This window comes from Rhizobium sp. CCGE 510 (assembly GCF_000292525.1).
Lineage (GTDB): Bacteria > Pseudomonadota > Alphaproteobacteria > Rhizobiales > Rhizobiaceae > Rhizobium.
The window spans coordinates 874,473-899,993 of the sequence record NZ_AEYF01000045.1; the positions used below are offsets into that span (position 1 = coordinate 874,473).

Annotated in this window: 19 protein-coding genes; 11 read left to right on the forward strand and 8 right to left on the reverse strand. The window is 58.1% G+C overall.

Going from position 1 to position 25,521, the window contains the following annotated elements; translation table 11 throughout:
* Positions 1-52: 52 nt before the first annotated feature.
* The 7 genes from RCCGE510_RS28020 to RCCGE510_RS28050 all read right to left on the reverse strand — a co-directional run bounded on the left by RCCGE510_RS28020 (position 53) and on the right by RCCGE510_RS28050 (position 9,650).
* A complete protein-coding gene (locus RCCGE510_RS28020) occupies positions 53-1,045 on the reverse strand; it encodes a glycosyltransferase family 2 protein (protein ID WP_007635862.1) in 993 nt (330 codons plus the stop codon).
* A 189-nt stretch (positions 1,046-1,234) separates the two neighbouring features.
* The gene (locus RCCGE510_RS28025) at positions 1,235-2,050 is read right to left on the reverse strand and encodes a glycosyltransferase family 2 protein (RefSeq protein WP_007635864.1); all 816 of its coding nucleotides are present in this window, start codon (positions 2,048-2,050) and stop codon (positions 1,235-1,237) included.
* Between the two features lie 128 nt (positions 2,051-2,178).
* Positions 2,179-3,231 (reverse strand): UDP-glucuronic acid decarboxylase family protein, encoded by a 1,053-nt coding sequence (locus tag RCCGE510_RS28030; RefSeq protein ID WP_037079869.1) that lies wholly within the window; start codon positions 3,229-3,231, stop codon positions 2,179-2,181.
* 45 nt (positions 3,232-3,276) lie between these two features.
* Positions 3,277-4,770, reverse strand: coding sequence for a sugar transferase (locus RCCGE510_RS28035; protein WP_037079872.1), 1,494 nt, complete (start codon positions 4,768-4,770; stop codon positions 3,277-3,279).
* Positions 4,771-4,784: 14 nt separating this feature from the next.
* Entirely contained in the window at positions 4,785-5,672 is an 888-nt protein-coding gene (locus RCCGE510_RS28040; protein WP_240539690.1) for a WecB/TagA/CpsF family glycosyltransferase, read from the reverse strand.
* A 535-nt stretch (positions 5,673-6,207) separates the two neighbouring features.
* Positions 6,208-8,334: a right-handed parallel beta-helix repeat-containing protein gene (locus tag RCCGE510_RS28045; protein ID WP_037079875.1), complete on the reverse strand. Its 2,127-nt coding sequence runs from the start codon at positions 8,332-8,334 to the stop codon at positions 6,208-6,210.
* Positions 8,331-9,650, reverse strand: a complete 1,320-nt coding sequence (locus RCCGE510_RS28050; protein WP_037080044.1) for an O-antigen ligase family protein — start codon at positions 9,648-9,650, stop codon at positions 8,331-8,333. The genes RCCGE510_RS28045 and RCCGE510_RS28050 overlap by 4 nt, the downstream gene beginning before the upstream one ends.
* 629 nt (positions 9,651-10,279) lie before the next feature.
* On the opposite strand from RCCGE510_RS28050, the gene RCCGE510_RS28055 reads away from it, so the two are divergent.
* From RCCGE510_RS28055 to RCCGE510_RS28085, 7 genes are all read left to right on the forward strand, one after another.
* Entirely contained in the window at positions 10,280-11,230 is a 951-nt protein-coding gene (locus RCCGE510_RS28055; protein WP_007635876.1) for a glycosyltransferase, read from the forward strand.
* Positions 11,227-12,327, forward strand: a complete 1,101-nt coding sequence (locus RCCGE510_RS28060) for a glycosyltransferase family 4 protein (protein ID WP_007635878.1) — start codon at positions 11,227-11,229, stop codon at positions 12,325-12,327. The genes RCCGE510_RS28055 and RCCGE510_RS28060 overlap by 4 nt, the downstream gene beginning before the upstream one ends.
* Entirely contained in the window at positions 12,321-13,463 is a 1,143-nt protein-coding gene (locus RCCGE510_RS28065; RefSeq protein ID WP_037079878.1) for a glycosyltransferase family 4 protein, read from the forward strand. Before RCCGE510_RS28060 ends, RCCGE510_RS28065 begins: the two co-directional genes overlap by 7 nt.
* Positions 13,460-15,664, forward strand: coding sequence for a polysaccharide biosynthesis tyrosine autokinase (locus RCCGE510_RS28070; protein WP_007635886.1), 2,205 nt, complete (start codon positions 13,460-13,462; stop codon positions 15,662-15,664). Before RCCGE510_RS28065 ends, RCCGE510_RS28070 begins: the two co-directional genes overlap by 4 nt.
* Before the next feature lie 94 nt (positions 15,665-15,758).
* Positions 15,759-16,862 (forward strand): GDP-mannose 4,6-dehydratase, encoded by a 1,104-nt coding sequence (gene gmd / locus RCCGE510_RS28075; protein ID WP_007635888.1) that lies wholly within the window; start codon positions 15,759-15,761, stop codon positions 16,860-16,862.
* Positions 16,855-17,925: a GDP-L-fucose synthase gene (locus RCCGE510_RS28080; protein ID WP_007635889.1), complete on the forward strand. Its 1,071-nt coding sequence runs from the start codon at positions 16,855-16,857 to the stop codon at positions 17,923-17,925. The genes gmd and RCCGE510_RS28080 overlap by 8 nt, the downstream gene beginning before the upstream one ends.
* Positions 17,926-18,425: 500 nt before the next feature.
* Positions 18,426-19,562: an ROK family transcriptional regulator gene (locus RCCGE510_RS28085; RefSeq protein WP_037079881.1), complete on the forward strand. Its 1,137-nt coding sequence runs from the start codon at positions 18,426-18,428 to the stop codon at positions 19,560-19,562.
* Positions 19,563-19,579: 17 nt separating this feature from the next.
* On the opposite strand, the gene RCCGE510_RS28090 is transcribed toward RCCGE510_RS28085, so the two are convergent.
* Positions 19,580-20,626: a Gfo/Idh/MocA family oxidoreductase gene (locus RCCGE510_RS28090; RefSeq protein WP_007635892.1), complete on the reverse strand. Its 1,047-nt coding sequence runs from the start codon at positions 20,624-20,626 to the stop codon at positions 19,580-19,582.
* A gap of 290 nt (positions 20,627-20,916) precedes the next feature.
* On the opposite strand from RCCGE510_RS28090, the gene RCCGE510_RS28095 reads away from it, so the two are divergent.
* From RCCGE510_RS28095 to RCCGE510_RS28110, 4 genes are all read left to right on the forward strand, one after another.
* The gene (locus RCCGE510_RS28095) at positions 20,917-22,215 is read left to right on the forward strand and encodes a hypothetical protein (protein ID WP_007635893.1); all 1,299 of its coding nucleotides are present in this window, start codon (positions 20,917-20,919) and stop codon (positions 22,213-22,215) included.
* A 233-nt stretch (positions 22,216-22,448) separates the two neighbouring features.
* Entirely contained in the window at positions 22,449-23,378 is a 930-nt protein-coding gene (locus RCCGE510_RS28100) for a sugar ABC transporter permease (protein ID WP_007635894.1), read from the forward strand.
* On the forward strand, positions 23,375-24,217 hold the full coding sequence (locus RCCGE510_RS28105) for a carbohydrate ABC transporter permease (protein WP_007635896.1): 843 nt from the start codon (positions 23,375-23,377) through the stop codon (positions 24,215-24,217). Before RCCGE510_RS28100 ends, RCCGE510_RS28105 begins: the two co-directional genes overlap by 4 nt.
* Before the next feature lie 40 nt (positions 24,218-24,257).
* The gene (locus tag RCCGE510_RS28110; protein ID WP_007635897.1) at positions 24,258-25,496 is read left to right on the forward strand and encodes an ROK family transcriptional regulator; all 1,239 of its coding nucleotides are present in this window, start codon (positions 24,258-24,260) and stop codon (positions 25,494-25,496) included.
* The last annotated feature ends 25 nt before the right edge of the window (positions 25,497-25,521 follow it).

The window sequence follows — 25,521 nt, forward strand, 5'->3', positions numbered from 1 at the left end:
TACGGACTGTTTTTCCGCACTTGCGGATGAACTAGCTCGGTCCGATGCTGCCTTATGCTACAACTCTTCGCCTCATAGAATTCAAGGCGTACCAGTACTTTGGCCCGATCGTTTTTTTGCAGACCAACTTGATCCAAGGGAACGAATTCCGCACATCAGGAGAAACCTCCAGCGCAAAACGCTGGATAGCCACGGCCGTCGCAACGTCGAAGTTGTTGAACGCGATTCCAGCCAGTTCAAGCGCCCGATTTGCGAGATCTCTGGCAAGAAAGCGTCGTAACATCTCATCTTTCTTGAGACCATCGGCCGCTTGGCTAAACAGGGTATCGAAAGCCTTTTTTCTTTGCAGAAGGTCGGAGAGAATATTTTCTCCATAGTATTGCCGCGACATATTCGAAGCATGTTGGCGATATACTGCTTGATCATCATTGATAAAGCCTACGCCGGCATGCGATGCGAGCCGCAGCCACATTTCCATGTCGCCGGCATGCGGCAGTTCCTTGTTATAGCCGCCGACCTGCTTTTGCAGCGCCGTCCTCACAACAGCCGTTGGCGTTGGAACGAGATTGCGCGCTCCACTCAACCGCATGAATTGCCCACCGGAAAAAATCTGCATCGGGTGCACGTAATTGTCGCCGAGAGGATCAGCGCGCTTGCTCATCGTGCCATCCGGCTCCGCTATGAGCGCGTTCCCAAACGCCAACCCCACATCCGGATAATTGCGCATCAGCTCCGCCGAGCGGTCCAGCGCGCCCGGCAGTAGATAATCATCCGCAGAAAGGAGCAGGAATAAGTCACCGCCTGCCCAATCGATCCCCTCGTTATAGGTGGCGATGTGGCCCATGTTTGCCGTGTGCCGTCGATAGGTGACCCGCTTGTCGCGGGATGCCAGGGCCATTCCGACTTCCGGCGTATTGTCTGGTGAGCAGTCATCTATTATGAGCACGCGCACATCGACGCCCGCCTGCGAAAGGACGCTTTCAACGCATTCCTGCAAGAAATGTGAATAGTTATAGCAGGGAATTACGACATCAACACGTTGCAAATTTCTTCCTCCGTGCGCACTGCGTCACTTGGTTTGACAGATCTTCCGGACGTCAGATCGTTTCGTTGTTATGCGTTGTCTGCCGCTTCATTCTCGCAGGCGTCGAGAAATGTTTTCGCGCGCGACCAGACGATCCCTAACAAGGCGGGCCGGGTAAGAAGACGAGGGATTACGGACTCGGCAAGACTTTCAGTACTCATGTTTGGCGCCGAGATAAGAGTAGGGGGAGAGCCTTGACAGCGCATATTGGCCGATCAGCTTTGCCACCGTGCGCCGCCTGAGCGGAAAGCCGAAATCCTGCCAGATGCGCCAGCGGTCCCGAGCCGGGAGAGACTTGAACCAGTAGTACGGCTGGTCGGTGAACGCGAGGGTCTTGCTGCCCGCAGGGGCAGGCTCTCCTATTCGCTTGTAGTCGGCTTCCCACGTCGTGCGGTAGCATACCGTCGCGGTCGGTTCATGAGCGCACGACAGCCGAGAGCTCCGGATCGAGCTCCAATAGACGGAATCTCCGACTGGATAGAGTTCCCTCGGCATGTGAGCCCAGCGCGCAATGATCGGCAGGGACGGTCGCGTAAGAAATAAGCAGTTGGTATCCACGTGCGTACGGCCGTCGCTCTTTAAGTCGTCGAACATGTAGGTGCCGTCCGCACGGTGCATCGAACGCCTCGATGTGCAAACCGCAGCACCGGTACGGCGGTGAAGTTCGAGCAGGCGCTGGATGTGGTCGGATTTGTACCAGTTGTCCGCATCGAGAAACGCTACCGCGTCATAGCCCTGGGCAAAGGCACTGAGGCTGCCGATCACGCGAGCCATGTTGCCTGCGTCGCCGTGAGCATTGGGCAGGATGAAATGTTTTGCGCGCCAGCCACCGACGACAGCGTTCGGAAACCCGTCGGCAACAAAAACATGGTCGCATGCAACGGTTTGGTCGAGAACGCTCGCCCGGCATTGCTCAAGGAGCTCGTTAGGCTCCTTGTAGTATGGCGTAATAACAGCAATGCGCATGCTTCATGTCCTCAGTGTTTTTGCGGCGATTTGCACGTCCGACGGCGGCCGCTCTTTTTGCAAACCGCGGTTTGGGGCTCGGTTCATTGAAAGAAACCGAGCCTTGGTTTTCGCTTTGCCGTTGCTGTTCACGTTCCCAGGGGCGCCGCTTGCGGAACAGGAAGGCCGACGGCCGGGGTAGGCAGATAGGTGTAGGCCGTTCGCGAGGACCGGACGCCAGGCACGCTCTTGGCTCCGCCGGAAAGCTTCCACTCAAAATACGCGATCGTTTTCTCAAGCCCCTCTCGCAGGTTCACTGTCGGCTGCCAGCCCAGGTCCTGCTTTGCGCGACTGATGTCGGGCTTGCGCTGTGTCGGATCGTCAATCGGCAGAGGATTGTAGACGATGCTTGATTTCGATCCCGTCATCTCGATGACCATTTCGGCCAGTTCCCGGACCTGGAATTCTCCCGGGTTGCCGAGATTGATCGGACCCGTAACGCCGGCCGGCGTACCCATCAGGCGGATGAAGCCCTCGATCAGATCGTCCACATAGCAGAAGGAGCGCGTCTGCGTGCCGTTGCCGAAGATGGTGATCGGCTGGTTTTGAAGCGCCTGAACGATGAAATTGGAGACGACGCGGCCGTCATTGGTCTGCATGCGCGGCCCATAAGTATTGAAGATCCGCGCCACGCGGATTTCCACGCCATATTGACGATGATAGTCGAAGAACAGGGTTTCGGCGCACCGCTTGCCTTCGTCATAACATGCCCGCGGGCCTATGGGATTGACGCTGCCTCGATACTCCTCGGGTTGGGGGTGGACAGCCGGATCACCATAAACTTCGCTGGTAGAGGCCTGGAAGATCTTCGCCTTGGTGCGTTTTGCCAAGCCGAGCATATTGATGGCCCCGTGCACATTGGTCTTCACGGTCTGCACGGGGTCGTGCTGATAGTGGACCGGAGATGCCGGGCAGGCGAGGTTGTAGATCTCGTCGACCTCCACATAAAGCGGGAAGGTAATGTCGTGGCGAAGAATCTCAAAGCGTGGGTCGTCGAGAAGGTGCAGCACATTGTCGCGCGAACCGGTGTAGTAATTGTCCACACAAAGGACGTCATTGCCCTCTCGCAAAAGCCTTTCGCACAGGAATGATCCCAGAAAACCGGTGCCGCCGGTAACCATAATTCGCTTTTGACCGTGCATTGGTGTGCTCCGTTGTTGATGGTTGCCTCGTGGAAGCGAGGATAGTCAGCAGGCTCCCCTGCGCTTGAAGACCGCAGGGATTGTGCCGAGAAGAATTCGGCAGTCGAACCACAGGGACCGGTTGTCGATGTAGAACTCGTCGAGTTGCTGCTGCAGCTCGATGTCCGCATCGCTTCGTTCGGATATTTGCCAAAGGCCCGTGAGCCCCGGTGTGACGGAACGGCGCTTGTCCCGAAATTCGCCGTCCATCGCCGAAAGGTGATACTCTGGGAACGGCCGTGGTCCCACGAAGGCCATCTCGCCCGCGATGATGTTGGCTAATTGCGGGAGCTCATCGATGCTCGAAGAGCGCAGCATATGTCCTATAATTGGAAGGACGCGCGGATCCTCCTTGAGCTTGAAGTGGCTCAACCATTCGGCGCGCATCGTAGGATTGTCTCGGAATAGTGCTTCAAGGCGCTGTTCTGCATCCTGGTACATCGTCCTCAATTTCAGGACGTGCACCGGCTTGCCGGACCGCCCTTCCCTGGCATGCCGGAAGAAGACAGGGCCTGGATCGATGGCATAGATTGCAGCGGCGGCAATCGCGATGAATGGCGCGACCACGATCGTTGCAGGGATGGCGATTGCGAGGTCGAGGATCCGGCGAACCGGATCCGAGTTGACCGAGTTCCCACCGGTGGTGAGGCGAATACCGATCTCTCCGCCGATATCGGCAGGTCGCAATCCGCTTACCTTGAGGCTCGGCGTGTCGGACAGCAAGATGACTTCGGCAAACTTCCGGCGCATCGCCGCCAAGTCGGGCACAAGCGAGCCGGTGTCGCCCGCAATCACGGCAATGGATGGTCCGCCATCGGGCAATGCCTCCAAAGTATCCGTGGAAAAGGGCTCCGGCCTGATGCCATACTGCCAATGGTCGTTGAAATGTGCCACGAGCGCGGAAGCAAGGTTGCGCCCCCCTATGACCACCGCGCGCTCCCCCCAGATTCCAAGTCTCCAGCACAGGCCGCGTGCAAGCCAATGCACAAATGGCTGAACAATCAGCCCGAGGCCGAGGAACACAATAATGGCAAGCAACAGCCGATCCCCCTCCGGCAGGATAATTGCTCCGAATGCCGTCAGGACAGCCACTTTGACGGCAGCTATAGCGCGCCGCCGCAGATGTTCGTGGTCATACAGCCGATATCCAGGATAGAGGCCGGCCGATGCGTAAAGAACAATCGCAGCCAGTGCTGCGACCGTGAACGCACGCTCCACTATCGCGTCCTCCGAACCACTGGGAAGAAAGGACAGGAGAACGAAATAGGCAATTAAATAGCTTGCGATGTCGCCGGCGATCAGGAAGGACGACGTTGCAAGCCGAGGAAGCCGGCGCCGTAGTGCGACGGGCAAATCCAGCCCTGCCGGTACAAACGGATCGGCGGTCTTGGCTGCTATGGGCGGCACGGACCCTGCCGCAACCGCCCGCGATGTCATGTCATTTGGTGTCGGTGCCTTCGATCGACCCGGTGTCATCGCTGACGGCGCAAATGAGAACATGACGCTTTACCCCTCTACTGCATTTGTCCCGAGGCACCCGATCCAGAAACCGCGTCTTCGATCGGAAACTTGCGAAGTCCCAGTCTCTGGAATGCTGTCAGGGAGATGAAGGTCGGCACGACGAGCGCATAGCGCCGCCACAGCCGTCGCGGCTCGCACAGAAGACGAAACGCCCATTCGAAGCCGCTTCTCTGAATGATCCTTGGAGCCTGCCGCTTGAGGCCCGCATGGAAATCGAACGCAGCTCCGACACCGATGAGCATCGATGCTTCCAGACGATCACGCATGCGTGCCATCCAGAGTTCCTGCTTGGGACTGCTCAGCCCGACCCAGATGATATCGGCGCCCGACCGATTGAGCCGGTCGGCAATATCCGTTTCCTCCTGCGTCGACAGCTTGCGAAAAGGCGGCGCATAGGAGCCGACGATCTGTGCTTGCGGAAATTTTGCGAGAAGGCGCCCCTGCAGTTGTTCGAGCGTTTCGGCCGTCGCGCCATAGAGGAAGTGGCGCAAGCCCTTGGCGCTGCCGGCATCGAAAACGGATAACATGAGATCGGGTCCATAGACCCTGTCGCTTTCAATATGACCGGCATGTCGCAGCGCCCAAACAAGCGGCATGCCGTCGGGGGTTACAAGGAACGCCCGGTTATGTATCGACCGGAGCTCGGGATCATCCTGACATCGGACGATGCCATGTGCATCGCGAACGCACACATATTCCTTCCTGCCGTCGTCGATCGCCCTTTGGATAAATCCAGTCGCGGTTTTGAGATTGACTGCCGAAACGCGAACACCAAGGACATTCGTCCATCCTGAAGGGTCTTTTGGATGAAGAGCTGAAGTTTGGCTGCTGCCCACTGGTTGATCTCTCATGACCTGCGCTTTCGCGACTGAAACTGCCATCAGAATATCCTGGCAGGCCGATTGCCTCCATACTTACCGCTCCAGCTATTGGACGTAGAAGAGACTTCACGTTTACGTCTTACGCCGGGATGACGTACGATATTCGAAGTAAGTCCATGTACCCCGTGGCTTGCCATGTTGCTCCTTTTGATGACCGTAGAGCCGCAGAACATATTCGCTCGCGCGTGAACAAAGCCGGGGGATCGCGGCCTATCTCGGGGATCAGAATGAAGACGCGTCAGCGACATTGAAGGTTCGGCCGAAATCTCATCTCAAGGGCCTGGTAGAGACCTTGCCAGAGGAGAGCCCGGGCGTACGAGCGGCGATGCCGTCATCTTTGATGTGCGGATCGAACATGCCGGGCAAATGCCGACGCTGGCTGATAGAAGCCTACTAGAAGAATTTTCGGACGGATCCGGCTGCGGCTTCTCCTGACCCTTGAAGGCCTTCGCCTTGACGCGAGCGATTAATCCACGGTTCGGCGGGCCCCTGCCGGCTTTATCGCCGCAGACACCGCTCGTCGCGGCGCCTTTTGTTACTCGGGCGGCGCCACCACACTTCCGGTGTCCGCCCCAGCCTTCTGAAGATCCCCTAGACTGCCAAATTCCCCCGAACGCATGACCCTCGGATCTATTCGGAAGCTCTTTCTGTTCAAGTTGCCGCTGTAGCGGTTGCGCGCGAATTGCACAAATCCGAGTCCGAGATCGGGAGCGTTGACATAGGCGACAATGCCGCTGTCACTGCCAACCGATACAATATTCTCCTCAATACGATTGGGGCGTGCCCATGACGGACGCCACCCTCTGCCGGTGCCGTCATCAACGCGAAATGCCGCGCCCGATCCGTGTGTGATGACGTTTTCCGCCACCAGGTTGCTCCAACCGCCGTTGATACCGATCGCCGCGACGTTGCCCGAGAGCGTATTTCCTTCGATAAGCAGCCCGCTCGCCTTCCCATCCGTATAGATCGCCCAGCTGATAGGAGACGGCCATTCGCTGGAATTCTCATATCCGGGAGGCCAGAACGTCCCATCGGCCCTGTTCATGAGATGCCCGGTCCCGGTCACGAGATTGGAGCGGATGGTGCTGTTTAAAGGGTCGGCCTGCTCGCCCATCATTTTGATGGCGCCGCCATCTGCTGTCTGCTGATTGGCGTTATGGATCACGTTGTGCTCGATGACAGCGTTATAGACGGCATCATTCGAACCCCACAGCGAACCGCCGGCAATTCCGAACTGGGACGTGTTTTCGATCAGATTGTCGGCGATCCTGACATTGTCAGCCGCCTGGAACCATATTCCGGCGGTTTCAATGTAAACCTTTCCGATGTCATGGATATGGTTTGAAAGGATCCTGGCGCCGTTCGACTTGCCGAACGTGCCATAATTTGTGCCGACGTAGATCCCGTTGCCAGCCACATCCGCAATGACATTGGCGGCAATCAACGCATCCTTGCTTTCGGTCACATGGATCCCGACGCCGACATTTCCGATGCTGTTGCCGACAATCTTGACGCTATCGGCGTGTTCGATCCGTATGGCGCCAAATCCTCTGGTTTCTGTATCGAACTTGCCGCTGCCTTCAGGAGCTCCGTCTCTAAACTCAAGTCCTGATACAACCATCCCATTGGCCCCATCCAACTTGAAGAATGTCGGCAGAATGCCGGCAACGACGACGGAATCGGGTAACGACTGATCAACAGGGATATAATGAAGCTCGCCCGCGACAAGGTCATACCACCACTCTCCGGGAGCATCGAGCAAGGCCCTGGCTCCGGTCAGGAAATAGCGGCTGCCTTCTGCGGTAAAGAAATAGCCTGTGCCTTCCGTATGGACAATCCGGCCTGCGTCATCGATGGATACAACCGGAAGCGTATCATTGCCCCACTGGCTTCCGGGTTGATAGCCTCCAACGATGTCCACGACCAGTCCACTTGTATCACCCACTGCCGGAAGATCGCCGGCATGGAAACAAAAGCGCGTGTTTCCTTCCGACACGTCGATGGCAGGCTGGCACTTTGCGGCAAACAACCATCCCTTGCGTGGATCGCCATCTGTGGGGGCGTTGGGGAACCGTGCCTTGGTTTGGCGTATCCCATTGACGAAAAGGTCGCCGACCCCTTCACCCGGTGGCAATTTCAGCGGCACCGTCCAGCGGCTATCGGCCTGCTGCGCAAAGTCGCGCACGCGTAACCCCCCATGCAAAATCGGCGCTTCATTGCATCTTGCCGTGAGGGTCAAGCCCGCATCGCGGGAGTCAAAGACGATCGGCTGAGTAAGATAATAATCGCCTTTACCCAGCGCGATTGTGTTGGTGCCGCCCTTTTCACGGGCAGCATCCCGGGCTCTTTCAATGCTGGCGAAAGGGCCGTCGACGCCCTGCTGATTTGTCGTGGGAAGGAGGCCACTCCAGGTGTCGTTGCCATCGGGAGAAACGTAAAATATCGTCCGCACCCCGGTGCTGCTGCTCAATACGCCGCTTAAAGAAGTCCCATTCAACTTGGCTGACATGGTCGCGAAAGCCTCCGCGCACGTCGCCTCCCTGACGAGCATCTGCAAGCGCTCGGGCGCATCTATCTCTGTCCCCACTGGAGCCGGATTGCCGGACTGTGGAAAGAGCATGACAGGCAAAATGCTCAGGATCAGTCCAAAACGCCGCCTCATGATGTCTGCAACCCGCTCGTAAGGCCACGCGCGGGCGCCTGCCAAGATGGAGAATGGCTGATCGAAACGACGGGCGCGTACAGCGAAAACATGATGATGGCTGTGGTAAACAGGATAAAGATGGCGTCATTCTGAACGAAGAAAATACTTTCGGTCAGATTCATCACCAAAATCATGATCGTAAGGACATTGAGCCAGAGCCACCCGTACTGCGGATCGTGACATTGAAGAAACCCGCCCTGGCGAATTGCATAGGGCACCATCAGAACAAACGGAATCATTCCCATGATTCCAAAGCTCAACAAGATATCGCGGTATCCATTATGCGCGTGGGGCGCTGGCCATCCGAGCTTTAACCACATATGTGTCGCTTCGGGGTTGGCGACTGTCCAGAAAGCCTGGTAACCATAGCCAAGCAACCAACGGTCGGATATTTCGCGATCAACCAGTTCCCACAATGGCACCCGACCCGTCAAAGTCGCGTCCTTGCCGAGCGCTTCAAGGGCCGGAACCAGGAATTCGTGCAGCGAAATCAGAATGCCGAGAGACAGCTGAACGAAAAACAGGACGATGACGACGCGGCCAATGCTGCTGCTTCTTTGCAGCAGGGAATAAAAGCCGATCAGGCAATAAGCCACTGACGTTGCAATGATCGCGGTCATCGATCCGGAGCTTGCAAGGCAGATCACCCCCGCCGCCAACAAGACGAACGCGGTTCGCCGCAGGCCGAGCGTCCCGTCTATCAGCACGGCCGTCGCCACCAGGATCATCAGCGCCGCGTACCACCCGAGGACGTTCTTGTGAATGAAGACGCCCCGCATCGTACCATCCGACATGTTGGCGAGGCTTGGTGACACCACTGAGATAACCACACTGAGGCCGATACAGGCTCCCAAGGTTACAAACAGCAGGAACAGCAGTTGCCTTGGCGTAAAACGTATCGCCAGGACATAGGAAAGAAGCACGCAAAACAAAAGGCCGATTGCGCGCCTCAAAGTCGTTGGAGGTGAGATTGACCAAAGGGTAGACAAAAACGGCAAGGCAAGCATCAAGGGAACAATCAGATTTCGCCTGAGCGCCGTTAGAAACTGCGGAAAATTGCGTATCAGGATCACGGCTGTAAATACATATATAGGAATGCAAGGCAGACGCAGTATGGATTTGGCAGATTCGCTGAGCGTTCCGTCGGCATCTGCCAGGACAAGAGGCAGAAAAGCGCCTGTCTGAAGAAAAATTGATATGCCGGCGCCCCAACATTCTATGACCCGCCAACCGATGGTTGGTCCGCTGGCAGTTCTTAGGCTATCTACTCTCATTATCCGTCCCGACTGAGTTGAACAGACAAGCGACTGTTGATCGTGGCAGATCAAAAAACAGGTGTCGGCCTTCGTGGCTGCGCTGCTCAAGCAATCATCCGGCCACATCCGCGGTCAACCTGTTCTAGTGAAGGGCGGCCTACGCCTAATGCACCTTCGCTTCACCCAAAGACGGTGTTGCGCCTAAGCTTTCAGCCGGCATTTACCCAAAAGACGGGTCTTCATGTCCGCAAATTGCCCTTAAGAGCAGATGTTGCGCTTGTCCGTTCACCGGTACCGTGGCGATGAATCTCTTGTGAAGCGTGGTGGGTAAGCCGCGGTTTCACTGCAATGAGGCAACAATTCTGACAGGGGCTATCTCTGCAGTCGAAGCCTGGAAGGTTAGGATTACTATGTTTTTGCGTCATGATCCTAGTTCTCTATGCAACACGACGGGCGCTGTACTCGTCGTGGCATTGTCAGCGGCGATCTCATCGGCTCTGCGCGAAATACTATTCGCCCGACAAGCTATATTGGATATAGCCATCACCGAGGCTCCAAACCGCGATGGCTGCGTAAAGGTCGACCTCTTGAGCAACTTTGCGCTGCTGTACAGCAGTGCATCGCGGCACCCCGCCTGAGAGCGCGCCATGGAGCGGCCGGCCCTCAGTGTCCTCATCAACAATTACAACTACGCTCGCTTCGTTGGACGGGCGATAGACAGCGTGTTGGGCCAAGACGCGCGCAACGTCGAGATAATCGTCGTCGATGACGGCTCTACCGACCAGTCGCGGTCTGTTCTGGAAGCGTATGACAGCCGCGTGAAGGTGATCTTTCAGGAGAATGCAGGACAGGCGGCTGCGATCAATACCGCTGTGGGATCAAGCATGGGCGAGATCCTCTGTTTTCTGGATGCCGACGACTGGTGGGCGCCGAGCAAGCTGTCGGCGACGGCTGCAGCGTTTCGCGCAAACCCTCAAGCATCGCTCGTCTATCACCGACTGCAGCCAACGCTTGTCGATGGCACGCCGACTTCCAAGCCGATCCCACGAACCCTGTGTTCGGGCGCTTTGTCGCCGCTGCTCACCAGATCGGCTGGTTGGTGGCCTTTTCCGATGACGTCAGCCGTCGCGGTACGACGTAGCGCATGGAATGCTGCAGGCAGCATTCCCGAACAATTCCGCATATCAGCCGACGCCTGGCTCGTGGGGATCTATCCGTTTCTGGGGGACGTCATCGCCATGCCGGATCCGCTTGGATTCTACCGCATCCACAATAACAACTGGTATCGCTCGACCGAGGATGCCACCACACTAAGGAGGCGGATGACGCACTGGCAGCGTACTGTTGAAGCGACGAACCTGTTTCTCTCAACCCATGAACTGCCGGCAAGACTACGTCTGACAGATCACCATCCCTATCGCATCGCGTCGGCAAAGCTGCAGGGAGCCGATGCACGCACCCGGTTCAAGCTTGCCGTCGAAGGCCTCTTTTTTGCCGGCGAACCGAACCTGCTCAGGCGGACGCGCGATAGTTTGCGCTCTGCGCGTGACCTGTCACGGCTCGGCCTAGACGTCGGCCTGTCGGAGGCAGCGAAATGAAGGCGCTGCTATTGGTTTCCGAACTGGAAGATTATACCATCTCCTTCGCCAGCGGCGTTGCCCAACACCTGGACGTTGTGCTTGCCGTGCCGCGCCGGCGCTATGCACATCTCGCCTCTTCCATCGATCCGGCTGTCGATCTGCACCTTCTGGACTGGCCGCGGCACCGTTCTCTCTCCAATCCCTGGTTCCTGTACCAACTTACGCGTCTGATCCGGCGGGAACAGCCGAACCTCATTCATCTCCTCAGCAATTCTACACTTTGGCTGAACCTTGCCGTGCCGTTCTGGCGCCCGATCCCGCTTGTGACGACTGTTCATGACGTGGAAATCCATCCCGGCGATTCCGATACGCGGACGCTGCCCGACTGGGCCCCTGAATTGATGGTGAAGCAATCCGGACATCTTGTCGTCCACGGCGAGGGACTGAAGCGGCTCGTCCTCGATCGATATTCAAAATCGCCGGACTGTGTCCATGTCCTGTCGCATCCCTCCATCCTTCGTTATGCGGAACTCGCCCAGCGACAGAAGATGGCGCCGCGCGAAGCGGATGGAACCATACGCGTCCTGCTCTTCGGACGGATTTTTGCATACAAGGGCCTGGAACATCTGGTCCGGGCCGAGGCGATGCTCAAGGACGTGCTTCCCAACCTGCGCATCACGGTCGCAGGCCGTGGCGACAATCCGGCGATATTCCAGTCGCTCATGGGGGATGCCGGCCGCTACGATATTCGCAATCGTTTTATCGAGGATGCAGAGGTCGCCCAGCTTTTCCTGGACACCGACATCGTCGTGCTTCCCTATACGGAAGCATCCCAAAGCGGTGTGCTCAACCTTGCCGCCGCATTTGGCAAACCGGTCATCGTTACGGATGTCGGCGAGTTGCGGGCCACCGTGCAGCCCAACGGGTTGGGAATGGTGGTCCCCCCCGGAGACGCCGAAGAGCTCGCGGCAGCGATCAGGACATTGGCAGATAACGGCGAGCTGAGAAACAATTTCGGTGCCAATGCGCTCGAATGGGCCAAAGGACCGAACTCGCCTGAACGGGTCGGTGCCCAGGCCGCGGCCGTTTATCGGGAGGTAGTCGGGACATGCTGACAGAGGCCCTCACGGACAGAAGTCGAATGGCAGCACGCAGCGCAGCCAGCGTCCGCCACTATGTTCCGGGCGGCTGCGAGAACGGCGGCGGCATTGGCAGGCTGGTCGGCTATATAACAGAGACGGCGAAAGAGACCGGCACGAAACATTTCGTCACCGATACCAGAGGGGCGCGATGGTCCAAGGTGACGTCACCCGCACGCCTGCTTGGCGCCATTCTGACGATGGCAAAGGACCGGATCGTTGCACCCGACCGCATTCACCATATCCATATCGCCGGCCGCGGCAGCACTTCGCGAAAACTGATCCTGACCGGGGCTGCCCGTTTGTTCGGGTGCTGCCATTTATTGCATCTACACGATTACGATTACGCCAGCGACTTTGCGGAACGCTCGCCGCGCCAACAACGGCTCATCCGTCGGATGTTTCAGAATGCCGATTGCGTTGTGGCGCTGGGCCTGCGCGATCGCATGACGCTGACGACACTTCTGGGCGTTGACGAGCGCCACACCGTTATTGCCCATAATTGCGTCCCCGATCCCGGGGCGCACGAAATTCGCGTCGGCCAGACACCGTTGATCGTATTCCTCGGCCGGTTGAGCGAACGCAAGGGCGTCACGGAGCTTCTGTTGGCCCTCAGCCACCCGGTCATGAAAGAACTCCAGTGGCGGGCTGTATTGGCAGGGGACGGACCTGTCGAGGATTATCGCCGTCAGGCTGACGCCATGGCGCTTTCCGATCGGGTAGAGATGCCCGGCTGGCTCGACGCCGATGAGGCGCGAGCCCTGTGTGCGCGTGCAGATATCCTGGTTTTGCCTTCGCACGCCGAAGGTCTGGCAATGGCCGTGCTCGAAGGGCTTTCCCACGGGCTAGCCGTCGTCACCACGCGTGTCGGGGCGCATGACGAAGTCATTACCGACGGTGAAACCGGGATCTTCGTCCCCGTCGGAGATCCGAATGCCCTGGCCGCAGCGCTGGCGAAACTGGTGACCGATCCAGAAATCTGCATCCGCCTCTCGGTCCAGGGGCGTGCGCATTACCTCAACCATTTCAGCATGAGAGCCTATATGCGGTCACTCGAGAAACTTTACGAAACCGTTTCCGCGAAACCTCAAGCAGTGGTTGGCGCACGATGACGATTTCCACTGTTCCGCCGGACCGCAACCTTCCGATCTCGCCGATGCGCTATGATCCTCGCTTTCAGGTAGAGACCAAGGCGGACAACTTCGATTTGGCATCCATTTACCGTCTCGTTCGGCGGAGGATGATGATGATCATCACGATAACCATGCTGCTGATGGCGCCCGCGGCGATTATGATCTTTGGGCTGAAGCCCACCTACCAGGGCGGGGCTCGGTTGATTGTCCACCAGCCGCTGGCAACATCACTTGATGCGGAAGATACCAGCCGCAGTGATCTACTTGACGCGAAATCGGAGAGTGAGCGGCTTTTATCCAGAGGCATCGCAGAGCGAGTTGTCCGCGAACTGCAGCTTAACGTGCGGGAGGAATTCAATCCAGCCCTGCGGAAGATCTCGCTCATTGAAAGGATCCGGGCAAAATTGCGCGGCCTGTTCGACACAGAAAAACCCACCGCGCCTTTACGGGACAACATCAACGCCATCATCCCGGAATATTATAGGGCGCTCGGCGTGTGGCATGAAGATAAGAGTGACGTTATCCAGATCAGCTTCAATTCGACTGATCCTGAGCTCGCAGCCGCGGTTCCGAACCGGATCATCGACATCTACCTCGATGAGCGGAAGGAGAGTGTCCGTGGCCGCCTGGATGCAGCGGAAGAATGGATACGACAGCGCATCACCGAACAGCAGGTTCGCGCTGACACTTCTCGCGACGCTGCCCGCGACTATCAAGAATCGATGGACGTCGTCTCGAAAGAGGACGCTCAAGAAGAACGGATCAAGTCATTTCTGGAACTCACTGGCCGAGAAGGAAAAATCGAAGAAAGCCGGGTTGAGGTAGAGGCGGTGATCTCGACGCTGGAAACAGCCGATAACGCTTCGGTCGCTGCGCAGAATATCGTCGTCCCCGACAGCATTGCTGTGAAGCAACGCGATCTTCGCGGACAGGAACAGGATCTCGCCCGTCTTCTCGAGACATATGACGGCAATGCCGAGGCCGTGGTGGAGCTACGTGGAGAGATCCAAGAATCCCGTGCCGATCTCGAACTTGCGACCAAGCAATATCTCCAGACAATGCGGACCAAGCTCGTCGCACTTGATCATGAAGCTGAAGCAGTACAATCCAGGCTGGTTGTTGCGAATGAAAAACGCATACGTGATGCGCTGGTGCAGACGGAATTGTTGCGACTGCAGAAAATCGCCGAAAAGGAACAAACGTCACTCGACAAGCTCGAGAACCAGCGCCGCGACCTCGCCGCGAAGGCCATGCTGCCGGGGGCGGAGTTGGAAGTTTTAACACCGGCTACAGTGCCGCTCGCATCACAGGGACGCGGACGGCTTTCCTATCTGGTGGGCACCCTCCTGGCTGCGATCTCTGCCGCCGTAACGGCTGCTTTCGTGATCGAAATGTGGGACCGGACGGTCCGGAGTTTCGATCAAATAGCTGGAATGGCGCGCACCGTACCGGCTGGACTTATCCCGCGTCTGGCGCGGAGTGAAAATTCGAAGACGATGTTCGCACATATGCCGGTCCCGATGTTTGACGAAGCAATCCGGACCGTGGTGCTTTCACTCAAGCAGTCCAATAGCGGCAAGTTGCCGAACAGTATCGTCGTTACCTCGGCTCACAGCGGAGACGGCAAGTCGCTTGTCGCGCGATCGCTGGCTATGGAACTTGCCGCCGCCGCGATTCCGGTGCTGCTGGTCGATGGCGACCTTCGACGGGGAAAACTCGATACGTTTTTCAGGTCGGGGGTCATGTACGGACTGAACGAATTCCTGAATGGTCAGGCCGATTTCCGCGACATCGTCTACCACCATCCAAGCGGCATCGATTTCATTCCATCTGGAAAATTCAGTCTCCAGCGGCGCGTCCGTCCGAACGGCCTGGCAGAAATCGTCGAGATGGCGGTCGCTGCTGGCCAGATCGTCATCTTCGACAGCGCGCCTGTGCTCGCCTCGACAGATACCGTCCATTTGACTGCCCTGGCGGAAAGAACATTGGCAATCGTTAGATGGGGAAAGACGAGCCGCCGCGCCGTCGAGTTCAGCCTTCAGCAAATGAAAAGCTCGCGAAATTCGGAACTCGTTGTCGCGATCAACAACGTAAACCCCGAAAAGCATGCATTGTATAATTTCAGCGACTCGGAGCTATTTTCGAAATCCCTGATGAAATACTACAAATGCAAAGCATGAATACATCGAACGCGATGCTTAAACGCTCTCTTTTTTAAAATTACCCAAACCGCACAGCATAATTTGCTTCGCTTTAGTTCGAGTTGGAGGAACCATGGATACCGGAATGAGAGAGAACCGAAAAGTTGCGCTGATTACGGGCATAACAGGCCAGGACGGTGCGTATCTGGCCGAAATGCTCTTGGAGAAGGGCTATATCGTTCACGGCCTCAAGCGACGCTCATCGTCCTTCAACACCAGTCGCATCGAGCATCTCTACGAGGATCCCCACATCGAGAATCCTCGCTTTATCCTGCATTTCGGGGACATGACCGATTCAACGAATCTCATCCGTGTCGTTCAGGAAACCCAGCCGGACGAGATCTACAATCTCGCCGCACAGAGCCACGTTCAAGTCTCTTTCGAGACGCCGGAATACACGGCCAACGCGGATGGAACCGGCACCCTGCGGCTACTTGAAGCAATTCGCCTCCTGGGGCTGACCAAGAAGACCCGCTTCTATCAAGCCTCGACCTCAGAACTCTACGGCAAAGTCCAGGAAGTCCCGCAGAGCGAAACGACGCCGTTCTACCCTCGATCACCTTATGCCGCGGCTAAGCTCTACGCCTATTGGATTGTGGTCAATTATCGCGAGGCATACGGCATGCACGCCTCGAACGGCATCTTGTTCAATCATGAAAGCCCTATCCGCGGCGAAACATTCGTGACCCGCAAGATCACCCGGGCGGCGGCGGCCATCCATCTTGGCCTGCAGGAAAGGCTCTATCTCGGCAATCTGGATGCCAAGCGCGACTGGGGACATGCACGGGAATATGTCCGCGGCATGTGGCTGATGCTGCAACAGGACGAACCGGAGGACTATGTCCTGGCGACCGGCGAAACGCACTCGGTTCGTTCCTTTGTCGACAAGGCTTTTGCCAAGGTGGGCATGGCAATTGATTGGCGTGGGAACGGGGTTGAGGAAAAGGGATACGACAAGACATCCGGTCAATGTGTGGTGGAGGTCGATCCAGCTTACTTCCGTCCGACTGAAGTTGATCTTTTGATCGGCGATCCGACGAAGGCGCACACCAAGCTTGGCTGGAAACACGAGACCAGCCTTGATCAGCTGGTTGCAGAGATGGTTCGCGAGGATCTGAAAATCATGGCACGAAATGTTCCGTCGGTAAGCGCAACCAAAGGCTTTGCTCATGCCTGAGGTGATCTATAGCCTTGCCGGAAAAAGGGTCTATGTCGCGGGCCACCGCGGCATGGTGGGCTCTGCGATCGTCCGGTGTCTCGCTTCAGAGGGCTGCGAGATCTTGACGGCCACCCGCGCCGAGGTCGACCTCAGGCGGCAGGAGCAGGTCGAGGCCTGGATGAGTAAGAATCGTCCCGACGCGGTCTTCCTGGCCGCCGCGAGGGTCGGCGGCATTCTCGCGAACGCTACCTATCCGGCCGATTTCCTTTACGACAACCTAATTCTCCAAGCGAACGTCATCCACGCAGCCCATAGAGCTGACGTCGAAAAACTGATGTTTTTGGGCTCGTCCTGCATCTATCCAAAATTCGCCGATCAGCCGATCGTTGAGGACTCGCTTCTGACCGGATCGCTTGAGCCCACGAATGAATGGTATGCGATCGCCAAAATTGCCGGATTAAAGCTCTGCCAAGCCTATCGCAAACAGCACGGCAGAGATTTCATCTCGGCCATGCCGACCAATCTTTATGGTCCCGAGGACAATTTTGACCTCGGGTCGAGCCATGTCATGCCGGCGCTCATACGCAAGGCGTATGAGGCCAAGATCAACCAGCAGCAAGAGATATGCATCTGGGGTACTGGCACGCCGCGGCGCGAATTCCTGCATGTTGACGATTGTGCCGACGCCTGCCTCCATCTCATGAAGACCTATTCCGCCGAAGGTCATGTGAACGTCGGTTCCGGCAAAGACATATCCATCCTCGAATTGGCACAACTCGTCTCCAAGGTCGTCGGCTTCGAAGGCAAGATCACGCGCGACCTCACCAAGCCAGATGGCACGCCACGTAAACTCTTGAGCATCGACAAGCTTCGCACTCTCGGCTGGTCTCCCAAGATCGGTCTGAAGGAGGGCATCGCAGACGCCTACCGCTCCTTCCTTGATGGTCATTATCTCGAACGCAGCAACAGGGTGATGTCCGGCGATTTGATCGGTCAAAGCGACATCGGTTTTGAGAGAGCCAAGCCTTCGCCGCGGCATTCGTCCACGCTCTCTTCGGTCGCACATCATCCTCGCGCATAGCGAATCTGCGCGAGGCACAATAAGCTTTTGTCTCGGGGGGGACGCATATGCTGGGATGGAGCAAATAATGCAACCAGTAGAAATCAGGATTATAGCGCTGATTTTCCTGATAGTCGTGTGGGCGGTGATTATCGGTATGGCAATGGATTTTTTCGCGGTCGAAATGCCGATATCGCTTGTGGCTCTATTAAATCGATAATCCAAGTCGGATGGCGCCGCGAGATTACCTCGGCTGGGCTGTCGGACGACAATCGCTGCGGTAAAGACGGCAGGCGCGGCCGTACCGACATGCGAACCGCTGCTCGGACCGCTTTGCCAAACGAGCCCGACTTTGCCGGGCTGCGCTTTGCGACAGGATGGTTTCTGATACAATAGAATCAGTTGGTTACGCGCATCCAACGGCCTAAAATTTGAATCCTGTTCGACATTAAAGAGTTAGAGCATGATGTCATGAGAAAATCGCACAGACTTTTCGGCATCATGCTCTAGGGAAGACGATCATACGGTATCTTCGATCAGGGCCGCGTCGGCTTCAAACCCAGGACATGGGCGCCCCGCGCGTGAAAACAATTGGTCTCAGGTCCGGTGAAATCGCCGATCGGAATATTCGCGTCATCCTGGAAGCCATCCGCCGCCATGGTCCGTTGACGCGGATGGAGCTTGGCCGGCACAGCGGCCTGTCGGGCCCCGGTATTACCAATATCCTTCGCCGATTGGCCGACCAGAAGCTTGTCACCTCCCATCGCCGCAACGGCCTCGGTAGCGGGGCGACCGCCACCGAGTTCGCCTTGCGTCCGGAAGGCGCCTTCTCGATCGGCGTCAAAATCCGCCAGCGGCGCGGCGAGATCGTGCTCATCGATCTCAGCGGCCAGGCTCATGATCGGGTCTATTTCAGCCTGGACCCCGCAGACAGGGTCGGCGCGGTGCATGCCGCGGTCAAGGATATCGCCGATCGCCACGCCGCCTTGCCGATCCTCGGCCTTGGCATCGCCGCCAACGACTGGACGGACGAGCAAAGCGATCAAATCGCCGCACTATCGTCGATCGCCCGTCCCTATGTCGAGAACGAGTGCACGGCGAGCCTTCTCGCCGAGCGCACGATCGGCAGCTTTACGCGGGAGGGCGGGCTGGCGATGATCATCATCGATGATGACGTTCAGGCTGGTTTTCTCATTCGCGGCATTCCCTATTCCGGCGTCCATGGCCGGGCGGGCAGCATCGGCGAAATGCTGACCGGCCCGGACAATGTGCAGCTGAACACCGTCGTCGGTTTCGAGTCGCTGCGGTCGAGGATCGGCGACCAGGAATTCACGCGGCTGCTGGACGGGGAGGAATTCTCCTCGCCGTCATTGTCGCAATGGATCCGCGAGGCCGCCGGCCATCTGCTCGACCCGATCATCGCCATGGCCGGCTTCCTTGCGCCGAGTGTCGTCATGATCGGCAGCGATCTGCCACAAGGCGTGATCGAAGCGCTGATCCATCAACTTTCGATCGAGCGGCGCGACACTTCCACGAGACCGTTGCTGACACCGTGGATTTCGCCGATGAAACCGGCGAGCTTCAGCGGCGGCGTGGCACTCGGTGCCGCGCTCCTGCCCTTCCTCAACACTTTGCTGCTGCCGCCGGCTTCCGCCTGACGCATTCGCATCCTGCATCACGCCAGCGCTTCGTCGGCGTGGCCGAGATCGGAGGCCAGCGCCTTATCGAGGACTTTCTGGATGTTGGCGGCGCGGCGGAACGACGGTTCCTGCGTCCTGCCGGCCCGCACGGCCTGGACGAAACGCTGGTAGTTGGTCTCGACAGGATCGAACGGCACGTCGCGCCACGTCGCGGTGTGCACGTCTTCGCCGAGACAGGCGCGCAGCGTTGATTGTCCGGTATCGTAAATCATCTCGATCGAGCCGGTTTCGCCGTAAACCCTCAGACGCAGCTGATCCATCTGGCCGGCTGCCGTGCGTGTCGCCTGGATCGTGCCGATCGCGCCATTGCTGAAATCGACATTCATCGTGAAGCTGTCATTGGCATCGAGATCATATTCGCCGATCTTGCGGCCGGGCGCCTTGTCGAAGGTCTTCAGCCGCGCGAAGACATGGGCGACGTCGAGCCCACAACCGTATGAGGCGAAGTCGACGATGTGGATGCCGATATCACCGAGTGCGCCGTTCGATCCATGCTTCTTGCTCAGCCGCCATAGCCATTTGCTTTCGCTCTTCCAGTCGCCCCAGTGTCGACCGACCAGCCAGCTTTGCAGGTGCGAGGCCTCGACGTGGCGCACCGCGCCGATTTCGCCGGCGAGCACCATCTGCCGGCCTTTCTGCAGGGCGGGCGAATTGCGATAGGTGAAATTGACCATGCCGACCTTGCCGGATCGTTCGATCGCCTCGGTCATCTCCATCGCCTTGAGCGCATCGGTGGCAAGCGGCTTTTCGCAGAAGACGTGTTTGCCGGCGGCGATCGCCAGAAGCGTCGTCGGGTGGTGGATGTTATCAGGCGTGACGTTGGCAACCGCATCGAACTCGCCCCAGGCGAGAGCCTCTTCGAGGGTAGTGAATTGATTGGCGATGCCATGTTCGGTGCAAAAGGCAGCAAGCCTTTCCGGAACGACATCGACGCCGCCGACGACGCTGACGCCTTCGATCGCCTTGAATTTTGCGGCGTGCTGGTTGGCCATGCCGCCGGTGCCGAGAATGAGTAAGCGCATGTTTTCCTCCCATAGAGTTACAGTTTCCGGCCGCCTCCGCAGCCGGGCAAGACGGCCCGGGCCGTCGCGGCGATCCGCGATTGCCTCGTGCTCTTCCTCTGGAAATTGCCGGAATATGCGCTAGCTGCTGTTGATCGTCGCCAGCATCTCAACCTCCCAAGGTCTGGCCTGCCAAAGCTCTGGCTTGACATCAAATCAAAGTAACTTAATCTAATTAATGCAGCACGGAAATGAGGAGAGGTCAACCGACCGCCAGGCTGTATTCGTTCCAAATGGGGAGGAGACCCATCATGAAGAGCGCCACCGTCAGCGCATTTGCGCTGAGCACAATGTTATTTTCAGCATCCGTTTCATATGCCCAGGAACTTGCTACCAAGGACAGGATCGGCCTTGCCGATGCCCCGAAATCCCTTGTCGTCCGTCTGACGAACGACAGTCCGAACAATGCGGATCCGGCGATCGCCGAGGGCTATCAGAAGCTCTTCGTCTATTTCATCAAGAAGCATCCCGACTGGAAACTGCAGATGCAGTTCATGTCGTCTGATATCGGCACCGAACAGGCCAAGATGCTGGAGCAGGCCAAGGCCGGCAATGCGCCCGATTGCGCCGCAGTCGACTCCTTCGTGCTTTCGCAGTTCATGGTCAATCACGTGCTGGCGGACTTCACGCCTTACTTCTCGAAAGACGAAGTGGCTGACCTCTTCCCCTTCATCCGCAGCGGCATCACCGACAAAGACCAGACGGTCCGGGCATGGTGGTGGGACACGGACCTTCGGGTGCTCTACCGCAACAAGTCGATCGTCGCGGATGCGCCGCAGACCTGGGACGATCTGAAAAAGGCCGCGCTCGCCTCCACCAAGGAAGGCATGGAAGGCGTGCTCTTCAACGGCGGGCGCTGGGAAGGGACGACCTTCGACTGGCTCGCAAATTATTGGGCGCTCGGCGGCAAGCTCGTTGACGACTCGGGCAAGCCGGTATTCGGCGAAGGCGAGAACAAGGAGAAATTCCTCAAAGCACTGAATTACTTCAAGGATCTCGTCGATTCCGGCGCAGCGCCCAAGCGCGTCAGCACCATCGCCAATTACGACGACATGAATGCTGCGGCCGCAGCGGCGACGACGGCGCTCTTCATCGGCGGCAACTGGCAATATGCGCAGTTGAAGACCACGCTCGACGAGGACGAGTTCAAGAACTGGACCTTCTCGCCAATCCCTGGTCCCAGTGCCGATCAGCGCTCGACCGGGACCGGCGGCTGGACGATCGCCTCCTTCAGCAAGGATAAGGACAAGGTCGAGATGTGCGCCAACCTCGCACGCGAGGTCTATATGGGGCCGGCAAACGCGCTGCAGCAGCAGCTGCCGACCCGCAAATCGCTGTTCGACAAATATGAGGTGTTCTCCACCGAAGCCAACAAGACCTTCGCCGCGGCTCTGGTCGACGGACAGGCACGCCCCGGCGTGCCGATCTACCCCGAGATCTCCAACCAGATCCAGATCATGATGGGCGACGTTCTCTCGGGCACCAAAAAGCCGGAGGACGCTTTGAAGGCCGCCTTCAATGCGGCAATGGAGGCTTACAAGCGTCTGTGATGCTGTGCGTGGCCAGCCCCTCATCCGGCTGCCGCCACCTTCTCCCCGTAAACGGGGCGAAGGGACAAGCCGCGAGTTCTCCGTCCCTCACCAGCGCCTCGTAAGGCACGTCCCCTCTCCCCGTTTTACGGGGAGAGGGTTAGGGTGAGGGGCAGCTATCTCCAACGCCTCAGACAACGGCCGCGCCTGCCCGTAGGCGTCGCCGGCTTTGCCAAGTCAGGACAGAGAAGCCAATGAGCCCTATTGCCATCGAGGCTGACATCCCGCCTCAAAGCAGATCGTTCATGCGCCGTTTCGCCGGGGCGCCCCTGCCCTGGATCATGCCGGTGATCATCGTCATCGGCATTTTCTATCTTTATCCGGTCATCGACGTTTTCAGGCTGTCATTTACCAATGCGACGCTGATCGGCGACAATCAGGACTATACGCTGGGCTCGATCGTCAATGCCTTGAGCTCGCCGCAGCTGCCCGACATTTTATGGGCGACGCTGATTTTCGTCGGCGGCAGCGTCATCGGCCAGCAAATTCTGGGTATTGCCGTTGCCGTCGTGGTTATCCGCGGCGAAAAACGCGGCCTGTTCGGCACCACGATCCTGAGAACGACGGCGCTGATCGCCTGGGTCGTCCCCGGCATTGCCGGCGGCATCATCTGGCAGATGCTGTTTTCCGAAGCGCCGTACGGCGCGCTGAACAGCATCCTGCGGCTGATGCACATGCCGACCGTCGCCTGGCTTTCCGATCCCGCAATTGCCCCATGGTCGACGCTGATCTCCAACATATGGCGTGGCACGGCCTTTTCGATGGTCGTCATGTATGCGGCGCTGAAGGCGATCGATCCCTCGCTCTACGAAGCAGCCGAGGTCGATGGCGCAACCGCATCGCAGCAGTTCTTCTTCATTACCCTTCCGCAGCTGCGCGCGGCGATCCTCGTCAATATGATCCTCATCACGATCCAGACGGTGAATACCTTCGATGCGATCATCACGCTGACCGGCGGCGGTCCGGGGCGCGCGACCGAGGTCATCTCGCTCTACGTTTTCAATATCGTCTTCAGAAACTACGATCTGTCAGGCGGCAGCGTGCTCTCCGTGCTGATGCTGATCATCAGCCTCGGGCTTGCCTTCGTCTACGCGTCATTCCTGCCGAAGGAGGAGGAGCAATGAGCGGACGGACCGGAACGCGGCTCGGCGATGCCTTCAGCTATCTCTTCATGCTGGTGATGTTCATCTTCTTCGCCGGCCCCCTCACCTATCTCCTGTCGATGGCGATGCGTGACAAGCGCGAGATCTATCGCGGCGCGGCGCGCTATATTCCTCAGAACCCCACCATCGACAATTTCATCACCGTTTTGAACAACAGCTATTTTCCGGTCTATCTCTGGAACGGTCTCAAGCTTGCGGCCTTGAGCGGCTTCGGCGTGCTGATCGTAGCACTGCCCGCGGCATACGCCTTTTCCCGCTTTCAATTCCGCGGCAAAGGCCTGTCGATGATGGGTCTGCTGCTTTTCCAGATGATTTCGCCGCTTGTCATCATGGTGCCGCTCTACCGCTACATGAACCGTCTCGGAATGCTGGACACCCATTTTGCCGTCGTCATGGTCTATATCGCGCTCGGCGTTCCGCTGGCGACCTGGCTCTTGAAAAGCACGGTCGACGGCATTCCGCGCAGCCTTGACGAAGCCGCGATGATCGACGGCTGCAACAGGTTTTCGGTGTTCTGGCGTATTGTTCTGCCCTTGTCGGCGCCGGGCATCGCCTCGGTCTTCATCATCACGGTGATTGCCGGCTGGTCGCAATTCCTGGTGCCTTTCCTGTTGCTCACCAAAAATGACCTGATGCCGATCGGCGTCGGAATCTTTAACTTCCGTGGCATGCAGACCGACTCGTCCATCCAGCTTCTCGCCGCCGCCTGCCTGATCTCGGTCGTTCCGGCGATCGTGGCCTTCCTGTCGCTCCAGAGGCTGATCCTCGGCGCGATGACCAGCGGCGCGGTGAAGGGATGAGGGTCGGTCAATCTCCATGCGTGAGGAAGGATTCGACCCCATGAACCAGACGCTCGGCGCAAGGCCGTCGCCAGATCTGACCGGCGCCAATGTCGAAGATGCAGGCGAGCACAATAGGGCCGTCGTCCTGCGCTGCATCCATCGCCAGGCACCGATCTCACGCGCCGAAATCGCTCGGCAGACGGGTTTTACCAAACCGGCGATCGCCCGGATCGTCGATCGCCTGCTGGATGAGGGGCTGATCATGGAAGCCCGCCGGCGGCATGGGTTGAGAGGGCAGCCGGCGATCGAGCTCGAGATCAATCCGGATGCCTGTTTTGCGATCGGCATCAATATCGATCGCGATCATCTGACCGTCCTGGCCGTCGATGCCGTCGGCAATGTTCGTGCCCGCGTGCATCATGAAAAGCGCTTCATCCTGCCGGCGGAATTCCTGCAGCTGACATCAGATGCGATTTCGCATTTCCAGCGCAGCCGGCTGATCGACGACGCGCGCCTGGCCGGCATCGGTCTGGCGATGCCGGATTGGCTTGGGGAGATTTCGCTCCTCGGCAAACCCAAGACCTATCAGGAATGGACGGCATTCGACGTGCGCGCGGCACTGGAGAACCTGACACAGCATCCTGTCTTCATCGAAAATGAAGCCAATGCCGCAGCACTTGCCGAGCTCGATTATGGACTGGGTGCCGAAAGCAGCAGCTTCTTCTACATCGCCATCAATGCCTGCCCCGGCGGAGGTCTCGTGCTTGACGGCAACGGTCATCGCGGCGCCATGGGCCTCAGCGGCGAGATTGGCTGGCTTCCAATTGCCGATGGCAGGGACGAGAAGAGCCATAAGGTCCAGCTCCTCGGCGAGATATTCTCGCTGTTTTCGCTTTACGATTTTCTTGCGCGGCATGATGTCGAGGTGAGTGTTCCACACGACCTCCTGACCCTGGACGCGCATGGCAGGCGCCTGGTTTCGCAGTGGCTGAAGGAAATGAGCGCGCATCTGGCCGTTGCCGTCAAGCATATCGGCATGATCGTCGATCCCGACGCCGTCCTCGTCGGCGGCAGGCTGCCGATCCGCATCGTCGACGAGTTGCTGCGTTATGTGCACGAGCATCTCGACCCTGAGGATAGGAACCTGCCCTCGCTTCATCGCGCGTCGCTCGGCGAGGATGCTTCGGCGATGGGGGCGGCGGCCATGCCGATGGCGGCGGCGCTGATGCTCGCATCGGCTGACGCCGCTCAACGTACCCGGTCGCCGCTCAAAAACATGGATCGCCTGAACAGCTGAAACGGCCGGCACGGACCCAGTGATT

What these genes read in the sequence shown, in the direction of transcription:
- RCCGE510_RS28025 (WP_007635864.1), bottom strand. Translation starts at nt 2,050, where the DNA reads ATGCGCATTGCTGTTATTACGCCATACTACAAGGAGCCTAACGAGCTC.
- RCCGE510_RS28030 (WP_037079869.1), bottom strand. Translation starts at nt 3,231, where the DNA reads ATGCACGGTCAAAAGCGAATTATGGTTACCGGCGGCACCGGTTTTCTG.
- RCCGE510_RS28035 (WP_037079872.1), bottom strand. Translation starts at nt 4,770, where the DNA reads ATGTTCTCATTTGCGCCGTCAGCGATGACACCGGGTCGATCGAAGGCA.
- RCCGE510_RS28040 (WP_240539690.1), bottom strand. Translation starts at nt 5,672, where the DNA reads ATGGCAGTTTCAGTCGCGAAAGCGCAGGTCATGAGAGATCAACCAGTG.
- RCCGE510_RS28045 (WP_037079875.1), bottom strand. Translation starts at nt 8,334, where the DNA reads ATGAGGCGGCGTTTTGGACTGATCCTGAGCATTTTGCCTGTCATGCTC.
- RCCGE510_RS28050 (WP_037080044.1), bottom strand. Translation starts at nt 9,650, where the DNA reads ATGAGAGTAGATAGCCTAAGAACTGCCAGCGGACCAACCATCGGTTGG.
- RCCGE510_RS28055 (WP_007635876.1), top strand. Translation starts at nt 10,280, where the DNA reads ATGGAGCGGCCGGCCCTCAGTGTCCTCATCAACAATTACAACTACGCT.
- RCCGE510_RS28060 (WP_007635878.1), top strand. Translation starts at nt 11,227, where the DNA reads ATGAAGGCGCTGCTATTGGTTTCCGAACTGGAAGATTATACCATCTCC.
- RCCGE510_RS28065 (WP_037079878.1), top strand. Translation starts at nt 12,321, where the DNA reads ATGCTGACAGAGGCCCTCACGGACAGAAGTCGAATGGCAGCACGCAGC.
- RCCGE510_RS28070 (WP_007635886.1), top strand. Translation starts at nt 13,460, where the DNA reads ATGACGATTTCCACTGTTCCGCCGGACCGCAACCTTCCGATCTCGCCG.
- gmd (WP_007635888.1), top strand. Translation starts at nt 15,759, where the DNA reads ATGGATACCGGAATGAGAGAGAACCGAAAAGTTGCGCTGATTACGGGC.
- RCCGE510_RS28080 (WP_007635889.1), top strand. Translation starts at nt 16,855, where the DNA reads ATGCCTGAGGTGATCTATAGCCTTGCCGGAAAAAGGGTCTATGTCGCG.
- RCCGE510_RS28090 (WP_007635892.1), bottom strand. Translation starts at nt 20,626, where the DNA reads ATGCGCTTACTCATTCTCGGCACCGGCGGCATGGCCAACCAGCACGCC.
- RCCGE510_RS28095 (WP_007635893.1), top strand. Translation starts at nt 20,917, where the DNA reads ATGAAGAGCGCCACCGTCAGCGCATTTGCGCTGAGCACAATGTTATTT.
- RCCGE510_RS28100 (WP_007635894.1), top strand. Translation starts at nt 22,449, where the DNA reads ATGAGCCCTATTGCCATCGAGGCTGACATCCCGCCTCAAAGCAGATCG.
- RCCGE510_RS28105 (WP_007635896.1), top strand. Translation starts at nt 23,375, where the DNA reads ATGAGCGGACGGACCGGAACGCGGCTCGGCGATGCCTTCAGCTATCTC.
- RCCGE510_RS28110 (WP_007635897.1), top strand. Translation starts at nt 24,258, where the DNA reads ATGAACCAGACGCTCGGCGCAAGGCCGTCGCCAGATCTGACCGGCGCC.